This is a genomic window from Streptosporangium sp. NPDC020145 (genome assembly GCF_040631275.1).
In the GTDB taxonomy this organism is placed as follows: domain Bacteria; phylum Actinomycetota; class Actinomycetes; order Streptosporangiales; family Streptosporangiaceae; genus Streptosporangium.
The window spans coordinates 103,296-116,909 of record NZ_JBEXZT010000009.1 but is presented as its reverse complement, the minus strand read 5'-3'; the positions used below and the strand labels follow the sequence as shown (position 1 = coordinate 116,909).

Below are 13,614 nucleotides of genomic sequence, written 5' to 3'. Positions count from 1 at the left end.
GCACTGGTGCCGGCGTTCCGGGCCCCCGTCGGAACGCCGATGAAGCGACGCCGGGTGGTTTGCCCCCGTAACCACCCGGCGTCGCCCTTTTCTCCGGAATCTCAGTCTCCGGTCTTTCTCTCCCATTCCTGAGCGAGTTCGATCAGCCGCTTGAGCGTGTCGTCGCCCGCGGTTCCCGCTCCCTGGGCCAGGCCCAGCAGGTAGGCCGTCAGCGGGGCGGCCGGGCGTGCCACCCCGTGGGCGACCTCCTTCGTCAGGTCGAGCACCGCGTCCCTGTCGACCCGCGCCGGATCGACGCCCAGTTCCCGGCAGACCAGCTCGGTCCACTCCTCCAGCACGTTCATCGCTCGCTCCTCGTCGACGGCCTTGTCGGCGTTCTCCGCCGCGTCCGGCTCACCGTCTCCGGCACGCAGCAGATCATCCGGTGTGTCGCAATCGAACCACGGTTTCCCGGGAAGGCGGAGCCCGACGGGCCCGAGCGGGCCGAGCAGTCCGTGCAGCGACCGTCCCTCGTAGCCGTCCAGTGCCCGGGTGAGCTCCGCCGTACGCCAGACTCCGGCGAGCCACTGCTGTCTGTCCTCCTCGTCGAGGAGCACCGCCCCTGCGGCCCCCTTGGCGGCGGCGAACAGCGCCGAGACGTGCCCGGCCGTCAGGAACGGCAGGTCGGCGGCGAGCAGGGCGACCCAGGGGGCGGTCACGGCGGTCATCCCCGCCCGCAGCGCGGGGACGGGCCCCGCGCCCGGCGGGCGCTCGCGCAGGAAGACGGCCCCGGGCAGGCCGGGACGGGGGGAGCCGACGACGATCAGCCGCCGCGCGTCCGGTACGGCCGCCGCGACCCGCTCGACCAGTGGGCGTCCGCCGACGTGGAGGCCTGGTTTGTCCTGTCCGCCGAGCCTTCTCGCCATGCCGCCCGCCAGGATGCAGGCGTCGTGACGGACGCTCATCCCGCTCATCCGCCGATGGCGGACATCGGGCGGGACGGTTGCAGGAAGGACGGGTCGTCGATGCCGTGCCCGGCCTTCTTGACGCGCACCGCGGCCAGCCAGCGCTCGGCCAGTTCCTCGTCGCCCGCGCCCGCGCGCATCGCCGCACGCAGGTCGGACTCGTCCGTGGCGAACAGGCAGTTGCGGACCTGGCCGTCGGCGGTGAGCCGTACCCGGTCGCAGGAGCCGCAGAACGGGCGGGTGACCGAACCGATCACACCGACCCTGGCCGGCCCGCCGCCGACCAGGAAGAGCTCGGCCGGGGCGCTGCCGCGCTCTCCCGGGTCGGCCTCTGTCAGGTCGAAGCTCTCCCGCAGTCCCGCGAGGATCTCCTCGGCCGTGATCATGTCCTGCCTGCGCCAGCCGTGCTGGGCGTCCAGCGGCATCTGCTCGATGAAGCGCAGCTCGTAGCCCCGTTCCAGGCAGTGGCGCAGCAGCGAGGCGGCCTCGTGGTCGTTGACGCCGCGCATCAGCACGGAGTTGATCTTCACCGGGCGCAGGCCCGCGGCGTCGGCGGCGGCCAGGCCGTCGAGCACGTCGGGCAACCGGTCGCGGTGGGCGAGTCTCCTGAACGTCTCCCGGTCGAGGGTGTCGAGGGAGACGTTGACCCGGCTCAGGCCCGCCTCGGCCAGGGGGGCGGCCAGTCTGGCCAGGCCGATGCCGTTCGTGGTCAGGGAGACCTGGGGCGCGGGGCGCAGGGCAGAGGTACGGGCCACGATGTCGACCAGTTCGCGGCGCAGCAGCGGCTCACCGCCGGTGTAGCGGACCTCGGTGACGCCCAGCCGCTCCACGGCGACGGTCACCAGCCTGACGATCTCGTCGGCGGTCAGCAGCTCGGGTTTGGGCAGCCACTCCAGCCCTTCGGGGGGCATGCAGTAGGAGCAGCGCAGGTTGCAGCGGTCCGTGAGGGACACCCGCAGATCAGTCGCCACCCGGCCGAACGAGTCCCGCAGCACGGGGCGCCACCTCCTCACATCCGTCTGCTCCGGCAGGGGCCCAGCCTACGGCCGGTACCCACCGGGACCTCCCACGGGTCTCCTCCTGGCGACAACATCACCATCGAAGGGTTGATTCCTCCATAGGAGGACATGTCCGGCTTCTGGGAGCGCTCTCATCTGCGCGATCAGACTTCCGAGGCGTCATGCAGGTCACAAACACCTCCATAAATCACAGAAAAATTCAGGCGATTCATGGATATATGCCTAATTAGCACATAACGCTTTGATGCCAAGGCCCCTGCGCGCCGGGGAGACCCTGGGAACCGCGCCGATAATCCGTAGCGACGACCCCGGGATCACGAAAGGAGCCGGACCCACGTGAGACCGGTAGCGGACAACCGCCTGAGCGCGCTGATCCTCGCGGCGCCCCTGCTCATGACCGCCCCCTGCCTGCCCCAGGGCGTGGCCGGCCTCGCGTCAGGCCCGGCCGTCATCCCCGCGAGAACTGCCGGGAACGCCATATTCCCCGACCGCCGAACACCACCGGAAGGTAACGGAAGCGGATTTATGGAGAAAATCCCGGATCCGCCTTCCGGGTTTTCGACCGGGCCGATTCCGGAGAGAGTTCTTCACCCGTTTCCACATGCCGCGTTCCGGGCGGCCGGCGTGGACGCGGCCGGGCCGCGAAAGCCGTCCGAGAAGCCGCAGGAGTCCGGGGAGGACGCGATCCCCGCCGCCCCCTTCCTCGTCGGCTCCGGAGTGATCCTGCTGGCCGTCGCCCTGCTCTTCCGGGGGACGTTGCGGGCCGACCTGCGCGCGGAACGGGACCGGAGATCCCGTCTGGAACGTTCGAGGCGCCGGGCCGTCCCCCAGGAGGAGCACGGCCCGGAACCCGAGCCCGGCTCCCCCGCCTGAGCCGCCGGTCCCGGCTCCGTGGCCCGGCGGGTGAATCCGGCGAACGGTAAAATAAGTGGGATTTCCTTTCTGGGCTCGCCACACTGATCGACAGCCGGTCCAAGGAGATTCACACGATGCCGAACCAGCCCGCACCGAACCTGCTGTCGTGGGCCAGCGAGATCGACGAAGGCGCGATCATGCAGGCCGCACGCACCGCCCGTCTGCCGTTCGTCTCCGGCCACGTCGCTCTCATGCCAGACGCGCACGTCGGCATCGGGGCGACGGTCGGCTCGGTCATCCCCACCGAGAACGCCATCATTCCCGCCGCCGTCGGAGTGGACATCGGCTGCGGCATGGTGGCGACCGAGACGACGCTCACCGCCGCCGACCTGCCGGACACCCTCGCCGCGCTGATGCCGATGGTCGAGCACCGCATCCCGGCCGGGGTCGGCAAGGGGCACAGCGACCCGTCCATCGACCGGGCGCTCGACGACCTCGGCCTGCCGTACACGGACCTGAACCCCAGGCAGGAGAAGAAGGTCGCCGAGCAGTTCGGCACCCTCGGCTCGGGCAACCACTTCGTCGAGGTCTGCCTCGACGAGCGTGACCGGGTCTGGACGGTGCTCCACTCGGGGTCACGCGGCATCGGCAACCAGCTGGCCACGATGCACATCACGGGCGCCAAGCGGATGATGAGGAAGCAGGCCGTCGGTCTTGAGGACCCGGACCTGGCCTACCTCGTCCAGGACACCCCGGAGTTCACCGCCTACATCGAGGACATGCTGTGGTCCCAGCGCTACGCGATGGCCTCGCGGGCCCGGATGGACCGGGTGCTGGTCAACGCCCTGTTCCGGGTCGTCGGCGGCGGGCAGCGGGTCCGCACGATCAACTGCCACCACAACTTCACCCAGCGGGAGACCCACTACGGGAAGTCCCTGTGGATCACCCGTAAGGGCGCCATCAAGGCCGACACCGGCGACGAGGGCGTGATCCCGGGTTCGATGGGCACCCGTTCGTACATCGTCCGCGGCCTGGGGAACCCGGAGTCCTACACCTCCTGCTCGCACGGGGCGGGACGCCGGATGTCACGGACGAAGGCCAAGCGGGAGCTCTCGGCCGACTCGCTCGCCCAGGCGATGCGGGGCCGTACGTGGAACTCCGACAGGGCCGCCTCGCTGGTCGACGAGCACCCGGAGGCGTACAAGCCCATCGACCAGGTCATGGCCGACCAGAAGGACCTCGTCGAGGTCCGGCACACCCTGCGCCAGATCTTCAACTACAAGGGCTGATCGTACGGCGGGCGGGATCTTGCCCCGCCCGCCGTTCTTCTGCAAGATCGCAGTATGCGCGGTTGCCTCCGGCGGGACGCGGTTCAGGGCACGACGGTGATCGTGGTGGTCGTGGCGAGCAGGAGCAGGACGTCGAGCGCCGCGACGGCCACGGCTGCCGCGAAGGGGGCCTTCGGCGACCGGTTCGCCGCCAGCGGCCCGGCGCAGGCGAGCGCCACGGCGACGGCGAGCGCGGCCCACTCCCCGGGCCCGGGCGCCCCCGGCGGTCCCAGGACCAGCGTCACGGTCGCCAGCAGCAGGGGGACGGGGACAAGCGCGCGCACCCGCGCGGCGCCGAGCCGCTGCGGCCAGCCCCTGACCCCGGCCGCCAGGTCGTCCTGGATGTCGGGCAGCACGTTCGCCAGGTGCGCGCCGCAGCCCAGCAGGGCCGCGGCGAGGACCGCCCACCACGCGGGCCACGGCGCGCCGGGCAGCCCCAGCGTCACGAACGGCGGCAGGGAGCCGAACCCGACCGCGTACGGCAGCCACGAGAACACCGTCGCCTTGAGCCCCAGGTCGTACGCCCAGGCCGCGGCGACGCCCGTGAGGTGGACGCCCCCCGCGACGGGACCGAAGGCCAGGGAGAGCGGCACGCAGAGCGCCAGGGCCGTCCACGCCGCGGCCCACACCGTGCGCGCGGAGAGCAGGCCCTCCGCGACCGGCTTTCCCGTACGGCCCGCGGCGGTGTCCCTGGCCGCGTCGGCCGCGTCGTTGCACCAGCCGATCGACAGCTGGCCGGTCAGCACGGCGGCGGCCACCAGGGCGCATCCGGCCGCGTCGTGCCCGCAGACCAGGGCCAGCGCGCCCACCAGGACGGTGACGGCCGCGGTCGGCCCGGGATGGCAGGCGCGCGCCAGCGCGACGACCGTCGTGAACCCGGTCCCCGGCCTGCCCGCCGTCCGCACCCGCCCCGCCCACCGGCTCGTCACAGAGTCGATGTTAGGCACACCCGCGGCGGGAAGAAGGCTTGCCACGGACACGGACGGGCAGAAGCCAGATGTCCGCACCCCCCTTTCCCACGAGGCCCGGGAGTGACCCTTTCATGACGCGAATCGCCGCCGTCCGCGGCGCGCTTCCGCCGAACCGCCACCCCCAGGCCGAGATCACCGACGCCATCGCGCGGCTGTGCCTGCCCGAGGGCGCCGACCGGCGGGTGCTCGACCGGCTGCACGCGAGTGCCAGGGTCGGCTTCCGCCACCTGGCGCTGCCCCTGCACCGCTACGCCAAGCTCGACGGGTTCGGGGCGGCCAACGACGTCTTCGTCGAGTGCGCCGTGGAACTGGGCACGGAGGCGGTCGGCGCCGCGCTCGACGCCGCGGGGCTCACCCCGGGGGACGTGGACATGATCATGTTCACCTCGGTGACCGGCCTGGCCGCGCCCTCGGTCGACGCCAGGCTGGCGGGCCGGTTGGGGTTACGTCCCGACGTCAAACGGGTGCCGATCTTCGGGCTCGGCTGTGTGGCGGGGGCGGCGGGGATCGCCCGGCTGCACGACTACCTGCGCGGCTGGCCCGGGCACGTGGCGGTGCTGCTCTCGGTCGAGCTGTGCTCGCTGACCCTGCAGCGCGGCGACTCCTCGGTCGCCAACCTGGTCGCGGGCGCGCTGTTCGGCGACGGCGCGGCGGCCGTGGTCGCCTGCGGCGCCGAACGGGCCGCCGCCCTGCCAGGAGGGGGGCCCACGGTCGTGGCGACCCGTGGCCACCTGTATCCCGACTCGGAACACGTCATGGGCTGGGACGTCGGCGACACCGGGTTCCAGGTGGTCCTCGACGCCGGCGTCCCCGACGTGGTGCGGACCTACCTGGCCGACGACGTGGACGGCTTCCTCGCCGACCATGGGCTGACCAGGGACGACATCACGGCCTGGGTGTGCCACCCGGGCGGCCCGAAGGTGCTCGACGCCGTCGCCGAGACGCTCGGGCTGCCGCAGGACACGCTCGAACTCACCTGGCGCTCACTGGCCTCGGTCGGCAACCTGTCCTCCTCGTCGGTGCTGCACGTGCTGCGGGACACCCTCGCGCTTCGCCCGCCTCCCGCGGGGACTCCGGGGCTGCTCATCGCGATGGGCCCCGGTTTCTGCTCCGAACTCGTCCTGTTGCGCTGGTGACCCGTGGGGGGAACGGTGTCCTGGTATCTGTCGCTCGTCCTGCTCGTCGGCGTGGAGCGGCTGGCGGAGCTGGTGGTCGCCCGGCGCAACGCGCGCTGGAGCCTGGCCCGCGGGGGGATCGTCCACGGGCGCGGCCACTATCCGTGGATGGTCGCCCTGCACACCGGGTTGCTGGCCGGGTGCGCGCTGGAGGCCGGTCTGGCGGGACGGCCCTTCGTCCCCGCGCTCGGCTGGCCCATGCTCGCCCTGGTCGTCGCGGCGCAGGGGCTGCGCTGGTGGTGCGTCACCACGCTGGGCAGGCAGTGGAACACCGAGGTGATCGTGGTCCCCGGCCTGTCCCCGGTGACGGGCGGGCCGTACCGGCTGCGGTGGCTGCGCCACCCCAACTACGTGGCGGTCGCCGCCGAGGGGGTGGCCCTTCCTCTGGTGCACGGCGCCTGGGTCACCGCGGTGACGTTCACGGTGCTGAACGCCGCGCTCATGGTGGTGCGGATCCGCTGTGAGGAGGCCGCCCTGGCCACGCTCTCCCCCGCGCCGTCCGCCGGGCGGGCCCCCGCGTGATCGACGTCCTGGTCGCCGGCGGGGGGCCCGCCGGTCTCGCCACCGCCATCCACGCGGCGCTGGCCGGGATGGAGGCCGTCGTGGTCGAGCCCCGGCCGGGCCCGGTCGACAAGGCGTGCGGCGAGGGGTTGATGCCCAGCGGCGCGGCGGCGCTGCTGGGGCTGGGCGTGCGGCCCAAGGGCAGGCCTCTGGCGGGAATCCGCTACGTGGACGGCGGCGACCGGGTCCAGGCCGAGTTCAGGAGGGGAAGCGGGCTCGGGGTGCGCCGCACCGCCCTGCACGACGCGCTGTCGCGACGTGCCGCCGAGGTGGGCGTGCGGGTCGTACGCGGCAGGGTCGAGGAGGTACGGCAGCACCACGACCGCGTCGAGGCCGCGGGGCTGCGGGCCAGGTGGCTGGTGGCCGCCGACGGTCTGCACTCCCCGCTGCGCGCCATGCTCGGGCTCCGGCTTCCCGACACCCGCCCCCGCAGGTACGGCCTGCGGCGGCACTATCTCGTCGCCCCCTGGACGGACTTCGTCGAGGTGCACTGGGCCGACGAGTCCGAGGCCTACGTGACGCCGGTCGGCGACGACCTGGTCGGGGTGGCCGTGCTCAGCTCACGGCGGCGGGGCTACCAGGAACATCTGGCGGACTTCCCCGAGCTCGCGGCCAGGCTCACCGGACCGGCGGCGACCAGTGTGCGGGGGGCGGGGCCGTTGCGCCAGCGGGTGCGCCGCCGGGTCTCGGGGCGGGTGCTGCTGGTCGGCGACGCCGCGGGTTACATCGACGCCCTCACCGGTGAGGGGCTCTCCCTGGCGCTGTTGTCCGCGCGGGCGCTCGTCGGCTGCCTGCGGGCGGGGGACCCCGACTCCTACGAGGAGGCCTGGCTGCGCCTGTCGCGCAGGCACAGGCTGCTCACCGGAGCGCTGCTGGGGACCCGGCGGTACCGCGGGGCCGCGCGGCTGATCGTCCCGGCCGCCCGGCGGCTGCCCGTCCTGTTCGGGGCCGCGGTGCACGCGCTCTCGTGAGGGTCCCGGCGGTCGCGCCTACGGCGGGCGGCGGACCGCCCCACGCGGGCGGGGCGGTCCTGGGCTCGCTCACCGGTCGGTCAGCGGAAGACCCTGACCCAGTCGCTGTCCTCGGACGGCGCCAGGCCCCTGGCGCCCTCGAAGACGACGCGCCAGGTGCCGGAGGTGTAGACGCGGACGTCCGTGGCGAAACGCCCGTCACGGCCGGTCTCGATCGCGTCGACGAACTCCCACTTGCTCCTGCCGCTCGCGCGGAAGAGCACCACGATCTTCTGCCAGCCGGCGGAGCCCGCCCACTGGGTCCTGCCGTTGTCGCAGGGGTTGTGGCGGGTGGCCAGGCCGGGACCGCGCTCGTGCGGGTTGCAGTCCTCGCCGACCTGGAGCTGGCCGCTCAGCGTGATGCGCTGGAACCTGCGGGCCGGGTTGGGGTCGGCGTTGAAGCCGGCGATCCTGGTCTCGGTGTAGGCCCGGCTCCCGGCCTGCGCGGACACGGCCTGGGCGGTCGCGGCCTGCGCCGGTGCGGTGACCGCGAGCGCGGAGGCGCTCAGCGCCGCCGTGGCCAGGACGGTCGCGATGCGTCGCAGCATCTGGAACTTCCTTCCCCGTTGAAGGACGCGCCCCGCGGTGGGGCGCGCCTACCGTCAAAGACGCTTCAACATAAGGAAAAGTCACAGTAAATAGGAAATTAGCCACTCCAAATGGAATAACGATATGGTGATTTGTCCTATTAAATGCACTTATGCGGTGGTCGGGTGGATGATGCTGCGTCTGCCCGCGTAGTGTCCCGTCCCGGCGAACAGGATGCGCCACTGGCCGTCCCTGATCCCCGGAACGTCCCTGGCGAAGCGGCCCTGCGCGTCGGTGGTCGCCGAGGCCACGCTCTGCCAGGGCTCCCCGGGCTCGCTCCGGTGCAGGATGCCCACCGGCTGGCCGGGGAAGGGGGCGTAGTCCAGGTAGCCCTGCGGGTCGACCCGGTTCAGGACACCGCGAACCCGCGCGCCCGTCTCCCCCGCGGCCACCCGCACCGCGCCGAACCTGGTCTCCCTGCGCAGCCTGAAGACGGTGTGCCCGGTGACGACCTCACCGCCGGCGCCCCTGGCGGTCACCGTGACGGTCCAGCGCCCCGTCGGGTACCAGCGGGTCAGACCCTTGTCGGGCACGAACCTCCAGATCTCCCACTCCGGCGCCGGGGCAGGCGCCTGCGCCCCCTGACCGTCTGCGGTCCCGGTGACCCCGGTGTCCTCGGCGTCCTCCTGGATCGGCGGGGAGGCCGGCTCGTCGGCCGCGTCCGGGGCGCCCGGCTCGACCTCGATCGTCACCCCGTCCGGCCCCGCGACCCCGCCCGCGACCACCTCGATCACCACCCGCACCGATCCGGACGGCCCGACGACGGGCGCGCCCGGGGTCACGGTCACCGAGCGGATCACCGGTTCCCCGGCCACGCCCGCCCCGGCCGGGACGGGCGGGACGACGGTCGCCGCCGCCAGCAACGCGAAAAGGAATCTCATGACCCAGGACGCTAGGAACGGCGCGGTAATGGCCGGGGGACGGACACGCGCCCGTTGGGCAAAGGGACAGGCACGGGTCAGGACGCGTACAGGCCGTCGATCACCTCCGCGTACCTGGTGTGGATGATCCGGCGTCTGAGTTTCAGGCTCGGCGTGAGCTCCTGGCTCTCCGGCGTCCACTCGACCGGCAGCAGCCGCCAGCGCTTGACCTGCTGTACCCGGGCGAGCCGCCCGTTGGCCGCGGCGACCGCCCCGGCGACCTCGCGCAGGACCTCGGGGTGCTCGGCGAGGTCGGCCAGGCAGGTGAACCCGATGCCCCGCTCCTTCGCCCAGCCGGGAGCCGTCTCACCGTCGAGGGTGAGGATCGCCACCGGGTACGGCCTGCCGTCGCCGTAGGCCAGGGCCTGGCCGACGATGGGGTGTTCCCTGAGGAGGCCCTCGATGTTGGCCGGGGAGATGTTCTCGCCCCCCGAGGTGATGATGAGCTCCTTCTTGCGGTCGAGGATGCTGACGAAGCCGTCCTCGTCGACCACGCCGACATCGCCGGTGTGCAGCCAGCCGTCCTCGTCCAGCAGTTCCGCGGTCTCCCCCGGCCGGTTGAGGTAGCCGACGGCGTTGGCCGGGCTGCGGGTGAGGATCTCCCCGTCCTCGGCGACGCGGATCTCCACCCCGGGCCCGGCCTGCCCGACCGTGCCGAGTTTGAAGCGGTCCTGGGCGTTGGCGGTGAACGCGCCCGTCGTCTCCGTCATGCCGTACACGTCCAGGACGCGCAGGCCGAGACCGGCGAAGAAGCGCTGGACCTCGCGCGGCATCGGCGCCGCGGCGGTGGCGAGCCAGCCCGCGTTGTCCAGGCCGATCAGCGAGCGCACGCCGGACAGCAGCGCGGCGTCGGCCCGCTCGTAGGCCTCGCGAACCCCGGGTGAGGGCGTGCGGCCGTACTGGCAGGCCTCGACGTGGGCGAGACCGGCGGCCATCGCCAGACGCGCCTGCTCGCGCCGATCCTGCGGCTGCATGGACAGCAGGGCCTGGAGCCTGGCCATCATCTTCTCCCACACGCGCGGCACGCCGAAGAAGAGCACCGGCCTGACCTGGCCGAGGATCGCGCCGAGCTGGGACATTTCGGTGCAGAAGTAGGTGTGGGAGAGCTTGAAGAGCGGCAGGTAGAGGCTGAGCACCCGCTCGGCGATGTGCGCGTAGGTCAGATAGGAGATCTGGGTGCCGCGTTCGGGCACCCGCGCCAGCCGGTCGGTGGCCACGACCTCGTAGAACACGTTGGCGTGGGTGAGCGGCACGCCCTTGGGGTCGCCGGTCGTGCCGGAGGTGTAGAGCACCGTCAGGATGTCGTCGGAGGTCACCGCGCGCCAGCGGGCCTCGACCTCGCCGGGTTCGGCGGCCAGCCGTTCGCGGCCCATGGACAGCAGGTCCTCCCAGGAGACGAAACGGTCGTCCCGGGGCGCGCCCTCCAGCATGACGATCCTGCGCAGCGCGGGCAGGTCCCCGAGGATCGGCTCCCATCTGGCCAGGTCGGCCGGGCCGCCGAGCACCGCGATCCGCGCGCCCACGTCGGCCGCGACGAAGGCGACCTGCTCGGGGGCGAAGGTGGGGTAGACCGAGCACGAGACGCCGCCCGCGTGCACCGCGCCCAGGTCGGCCAGGACGTGCTCGCTACGGTTGACCATCATCAGGGCGACGGCCTCGCCTGTGCGCAGGCCGAGGGCGGCGAAGCCCGCGGCGATCTCCAGCACCCTCCGCCTGGCCTCGCCGTAGGTCATGGTCGTCCAGCCCTGCCCCGAGGGGTCGGAGTAGGCGGGGGCTCCCGCGTCCCGTTCGGCCGCCTCCCTCAACTGGGCGCAGACGGTACGGCCCGCGATCTCCCGCTCGATCGCGGCCCGTTCCTCAAGGACACCGGCCATCGAAGCGCCTCCTGGAAGTGCTCACTTGCCTTCGTGAGGCATGCATCGCATCACACGGGATACGGGGGGACAAGACCTTCGGCGTTAAGGGACCGACGACGCACGACCTTTCGGTCCGCCCTCGCCGGAACGAACACGCAGAGTTACAGTTCGATCACACACTGAGGTCGGGGGGCGCTATGACATCGGCGACAAAGGCGGAGGAGAAATCCTTCTTCGGGCATCCACGCGGCCTCGCCACGCTGTTCGGCACCGAGATGTGGGAGCGCTTCAGCTGGTACGGCCTGCGCGCGATCCTGGCCACCTTCATGGCCGCCTCCCCCGCCGTCGGCGGGCTGGGCATGGGCAAGGGGACCGCGCAGGCGCTCGTCGGCGTCTACGGCGCCCTGATCTATCTGGTGGCCCTGCCCGGCGGCTGGGTCGCCGACCGCGTCCTCGGCGCCCGCAGGGCGGTGCTGTGGGGCGGTCTGATCATCATGTTCGGGCACATCAGCATGGCGATACCGGCCAGGACGGGCCTCTTCGTGGCCCTCGGCCTGCTGCTCATCATCGCCGGGACCGGGCTGCTGAAGCCGAACATCTCCGCGATGGTCGGCAAGCTCTATCCGGAGGACGCCGACGCGCGCAGGGACGCGGGCTTCTCCCTGTTCTACCTCGGCATCAACCTGGGGGCCTTCGTCGCCCCCATCGTGGTCGGCTGGCTCGCCGACGGCGACCGCTGGCACCTGGGCTTCGGGGCGGCGGCCGTCGGGATGGCCCTCGGCCTGGTCCAGTACGTGGCGGGCCGCTCCCGCCTCCGGGGCGCCGGCGACGAGCCCGGGCACCGGCTGACCCCCGCCGAGCACCGGCACTTCACCCTCGTCGCGCTCGGCTCGACGGCCGTGATCGTCGTGGCCCTGACGCTCTGGGCGCTCTCCGGGACCTTCAGCCTCGACGCCTTCGCGCTGGCGCTGACCGTGGTGATCGTGATCGTTCCGGTGGTCTACTTCGGCTACATCCTGCTGGGCAGCCACAACCTGACGCCGGAGGAGCGCGCCGGGATGCGGGCCTACATCTGGTTGTTCGCCGCCGCGGCCGTCTTCTGGATGATCTACGACCTGGCCCCGACCGTGCTGCTGTTCTTCGCCGCGGACCACACCGACCTCTCGCTGTCCGGTGTGCGCATCACCGCCGCGGCGACGCAGTCGTTCAACCCGCTGTTCATCATGATCTTCGTACCGGTCTTCGCGGCGTTGTGGGTGAAGCTGGGCAACCGGGTCACGGCCCCGCAGAAGTTCGCCTTCGCGCTGGTCATGGTCGGCCTGAGTTTCGTGATCATGGCGGCGGCCTCCGCCCTGGCCGGGAACGGGAGGGTCTCGGTGTGGTGGCTGGTGGCGGTCTACCTCGTCCAGGTCTTCGGGGAGCTGGCGCTGAGCCCGGTCGGGCTCTCGGTCACCACCAAGCTCGCCCCCCAGGCGTTCAAGGGACAGATGCTCGGCGTCTGGTTCATCGCCGTCTCGGTCGGTGACGCGGTCGGCGGGCAGACGGGCAGGCTCAGGGAGCACATGTCCGATCCCGCCTACTTCCTCACGCTGGCGGCGATCGCGGTCGTGGCGGGCGTGCTGCTGTTCCTGTTCGTGCCGCGGCTGCGCGTCCTGATGCGGGAGCACGACCACGCGCCTTCCGGACGCCAAGAAATATGACGTAAGACCCATAGAGCCGGTCATGGGATGATTTATCAGTGAACCAATGGCTTGACCTCGTCGGAATCTTCGTCTTCGCTCTCTCAGGCGCACTCGTGGGCGTCCGCAGGCGACTGGACGTGGTCGGCATGGCCGTACTGGCGGAGATGACCGCGCTCGGCGGCGGCATCCTGCGTGACCTGATCCTCAACGTCCGGCCCGCTGCCTTCTCCAGCACCGGATACGTGCTCGCCCCGGTGATCGCGACGGCCATCGTGTTCTTCTGGCACCCGCACGTGGAGCGGGTGATGCCCGCCGTCAACGTGTTCGACGCGGCGGGCCTCGGCCTGTTCTCCGTGGTGGGCACTGAGAAGGCACTGAGCTACGGCCTGAGCCCGCTGCACGCGACACTGCTCGGGGTCACCACCGGTGTCGGCGGCGGCGTGCTGCGCGACGTCCTGTCCGGGCAGATCCCCATCCTGCTCTACGACCGCCAGCTCTACGCGGTGCCCGCCCTGTTCTGCTCGGCGGTGATGGCCGTGCTCTACATCCTGGACCTGCACGGCTGGCCCGCCACGCTGGCCGCCGCCGTACTCGGGTTCGGGCTGCGCATCGCCGCGATGCGGCTGCGCTGGCGCGCCCCGCTCGCCAGGGGGGTCGCACCGGAGTAGCCCGGTGAAAACCCTGGTCAAGTCGCGTTACACGGCG

Annotated in this window: 13 protein-coding genes; 7 read left to right on the top strand and 6 right to left on the bottom strand. The window is 72.0% G+C overall.

The window, feature by feature from the left end:
* Positions 1-101 precede the first annotated feature (101 nt).
* Complete coding sequence (locus tag ABZ463_RS18820) at positions 102-944, bottom strand: NTP transferase domain-containing protein (protein ID WP_362777400.1); 843 nt, start codon at positions 942-944, stop codon at positions 102-104.
* A gap of 5 nt (positions 945-949) precedes the next feature.
* Entirely contained in the window at positions 950-1,939 is a 990-nt protein-coding gene (gene moaA / locus ABZ463_RS18815; RefSeq protein ID WP_352013131.1) for a GTP 3',8-cyclase MoaA, read from the bottom strand.
* Between the two features lie 648 nt (positions 1,940-2,587).
* On the opposite strand from moaA, the gene ABZ463_RS18810 reads away from it, so the two are divergent.
* Both ABZ463_RS18810 and ABZ463_RS18805 read left to right on the top strand, forming a co-directional pair.
* A complete protein-coding gene (locus ABZ463_RS18810; protein WP_362777397.1) occupies positions 2,588-2,836 on the top strand; it encodes a hypothetical protein in 249 nt (82 codons plus the stop codon).
* A gap of 116 nt (positions 2,837-2,952) precedes the next feature.
* Entirely contained in the window at positions 2,953-4,107 is a 1,155-nt protein-coding gene (locus ABZ463_RS18805; RefSeq protein WP_352013133.1) for an RtcB family protein, read from the top strand.
* 83 nt (positions 4,108-4,190) lie between these two features.
* On the opposite strand, the gene ABZ463_RS18800 is transcribed toward ABZ463_RS18805, so the two are convergent.
* Positions 4,191-5,075: a UbiA family prenyltransferase gene (locus tag ABZ463_RS18800; RefSeq protein WP_362777394.1), complete on the bottom strand. Its 885-nt coding sequence runs from the start codon at positions 5,073-5,075 to the stop codon at positions 4,191-4,193.
* Positions 5,076-5,188: 113 nt separating this feature from the next.
* Between ABZ463_RS18800 and ABZ463_RS18795 the strand changes: the two genes are divergently transcribed.
* The 3 genes from ABZ463_RS18795 to ABZ463_RS18785 are packed head-to-tail and all read left to right on the top strand — an operon-like array spanning position 5,189 to position 7,824.
* Positions 5,189-6,253, top strand: a complete 1,065-nt coding sequence (locus ABZ463_RS18795; protein ID WP_362777392.1) for a 3-oxoacyl-[acyl-carrier-protein] synthase III C-terminal domain-containing protein — start codon at positions 5,189-5,191, stop codon at positions 6,251-6,253.
* Between the two features lie 15 nt (positions 6,254-6,268).
* A complete protein-coding gene (locus ABZ463_RS18790) occupies positions 6,269-6,814 on the top strand; it encodes an isoprenylcysteine carboxyl methyltransferase family protein (protein ID WP_362777390.1) in 546 nt (181 codons plus the stop codon).
* On the top strand, positions 6,811-7,824 hold the full coding sequence (locus tag ABZ463_RS18785; RefSeq protein WP_362777388.1) for an NAD(P)/FAD-dependent oxidoreductase: 1,014 nt from the start codon (positions 6,811-6,813) through the stop codon (positions 7,822-7,824). The genes ABZ463_RS18790 and ABZ463_RS18785 overlap by 4 nt, the downstream gene beginning before the upstream one ends.
* A gap of 80 nt (positions 7,825-7,904) precedes the next feature.
* Here the strand turns inward: ABZ463_RS18785 and ABZ463_RS18780 are convergent, their stop codons facing one another.
* The 3 genes from ABZ463_RS18780 to ABZ463_RS18770 all read right to left on the bottom strand — a co-directional run bounded on the left by ABZ463_RS18780 (position 7,905) and on the right by ABZ463_RS18770 (position 11,245).
* Positions 7,905-8,411 (bottom strand): hypothetical protein, encoded by a 507-nt coding sequence (locus ABZ463_RS18780; protein WP_362777385.1) that lies wholly within the window; start codon positions 8,409-8,411, stop codon positions 7,905-7,907.
* A 150-nt stretch (positions 8,412-8,561) separates the two neighbouring features.
* Positions 8,562-9,332 carry a hypothetical protein gene (locus tag ABZ463_RS18775; RefSeq protein WP_362777383.1) on the bottom strand — a complete coding sequence of 257 codons (771 nt, stop codon included), beginning with the start codon at positions 9,330-9,332 and terminating at the stop codon, positions 8,562-8,564.
* A gap of 77 nt (positions 9,333-9,409) precedes the next feature.
* Positions 9,410-11,245, bottom strand: a complete 1,836-nt coding sequence (locus ABZ463_RS18770; RefSeq protein ID WP_362777381.1) for an AMP-dependent synthetase/ligase — start codon at positions 11,243-11,245, stop codon at positions 9,410-9,412.
* A gap of 179 nt (positions 11,246-11,424) precedes the next feature.
* On the opposite strand from ABZ463_RS18770, the gene ABZ463_RS18765 reads away from it, so the two are divergent.
* On the top strand, positions 11,425-12,927 hold the full coding sequence (locus tag ABZ463_RS18765) for an oligopeptide:H+ symporter (RefSeq protein ID WP_352013141.1): 1,503 nt from the start codon (positions 11,425-11,427) through the stop codon (positions 12,925-12,927).
* A 38-nt stretch (positions 12,928-12,965) separates the two neighbouring features.
* Positions 12,966-13,577: a TRIC cation channel family protein gene (locus ABZ463_RS18760; RefSeq protein ID WP_352013142.1), complete on the top strand. Its 612-nt coding sequence runs from the start codon at positions 12,966-12,968 to the stop codon at positions 13,575-13,577.
* The last annotated feature ends 37 nt before the right edge of the window (positions 13,578-13,614 follow it).

Excerpts from the sequence above, each read along its gene's own strand:
- ABZ463_RS18820 (WP_362777400.1), bottom strand. The coding sequence starts at position 944 with ATGAGCGTCCGTCACGACGCCTGCATCCTGGCGGGCGGCATGGCGAGA.
- ABZ463_RS18805 (WP_352013133.1), top strand. The coding sequence starts at position 2,953 with ATGCCGAACCAGCCCGCACCGAACCTGCTGTCGTGGGCCAGCGAGATC.
- ABZ463_RS18795 (WP_362777392.1), top strand. The coding sequence starts at position 5,189 with ATGACGCGAATCGCCGCCGTCCGCGGCGCGCTTCCGCCGAACCGCCAC.
- ABZ463_RS18780 (WP_362777385.1), bottom strand. The coding sequence starts at position 8,411 with ATGCTGCGACGCATCGCGACCGTCCTGGCCACGGCGGCGCTGAGCGCC.
- ABZ463_RS18775 (WP_362777383.1), bottom strand. The coding sequence starts at position 9,332 with ATGAGATTCCTTTTCGCGTTGCTGGCGGCGGCGACCGTCGTCCCGCCC.
- ABZ463_RS18770 (WP_362777381.1), bottom strand. The coding sequence starts at position 11,245 with ATGGCCGGTGTCCTTGAGGAACGGGCCGCGATCGAGCGGGAGATCGCG.
- ABZ463_RS18765 (WP_352013141.1), top strand. The coding sequence starts at position 11,425 with ATGACATCGGCGACAAAGGCGGAGGAGAAATCCTTCTTCGGGCATCCA.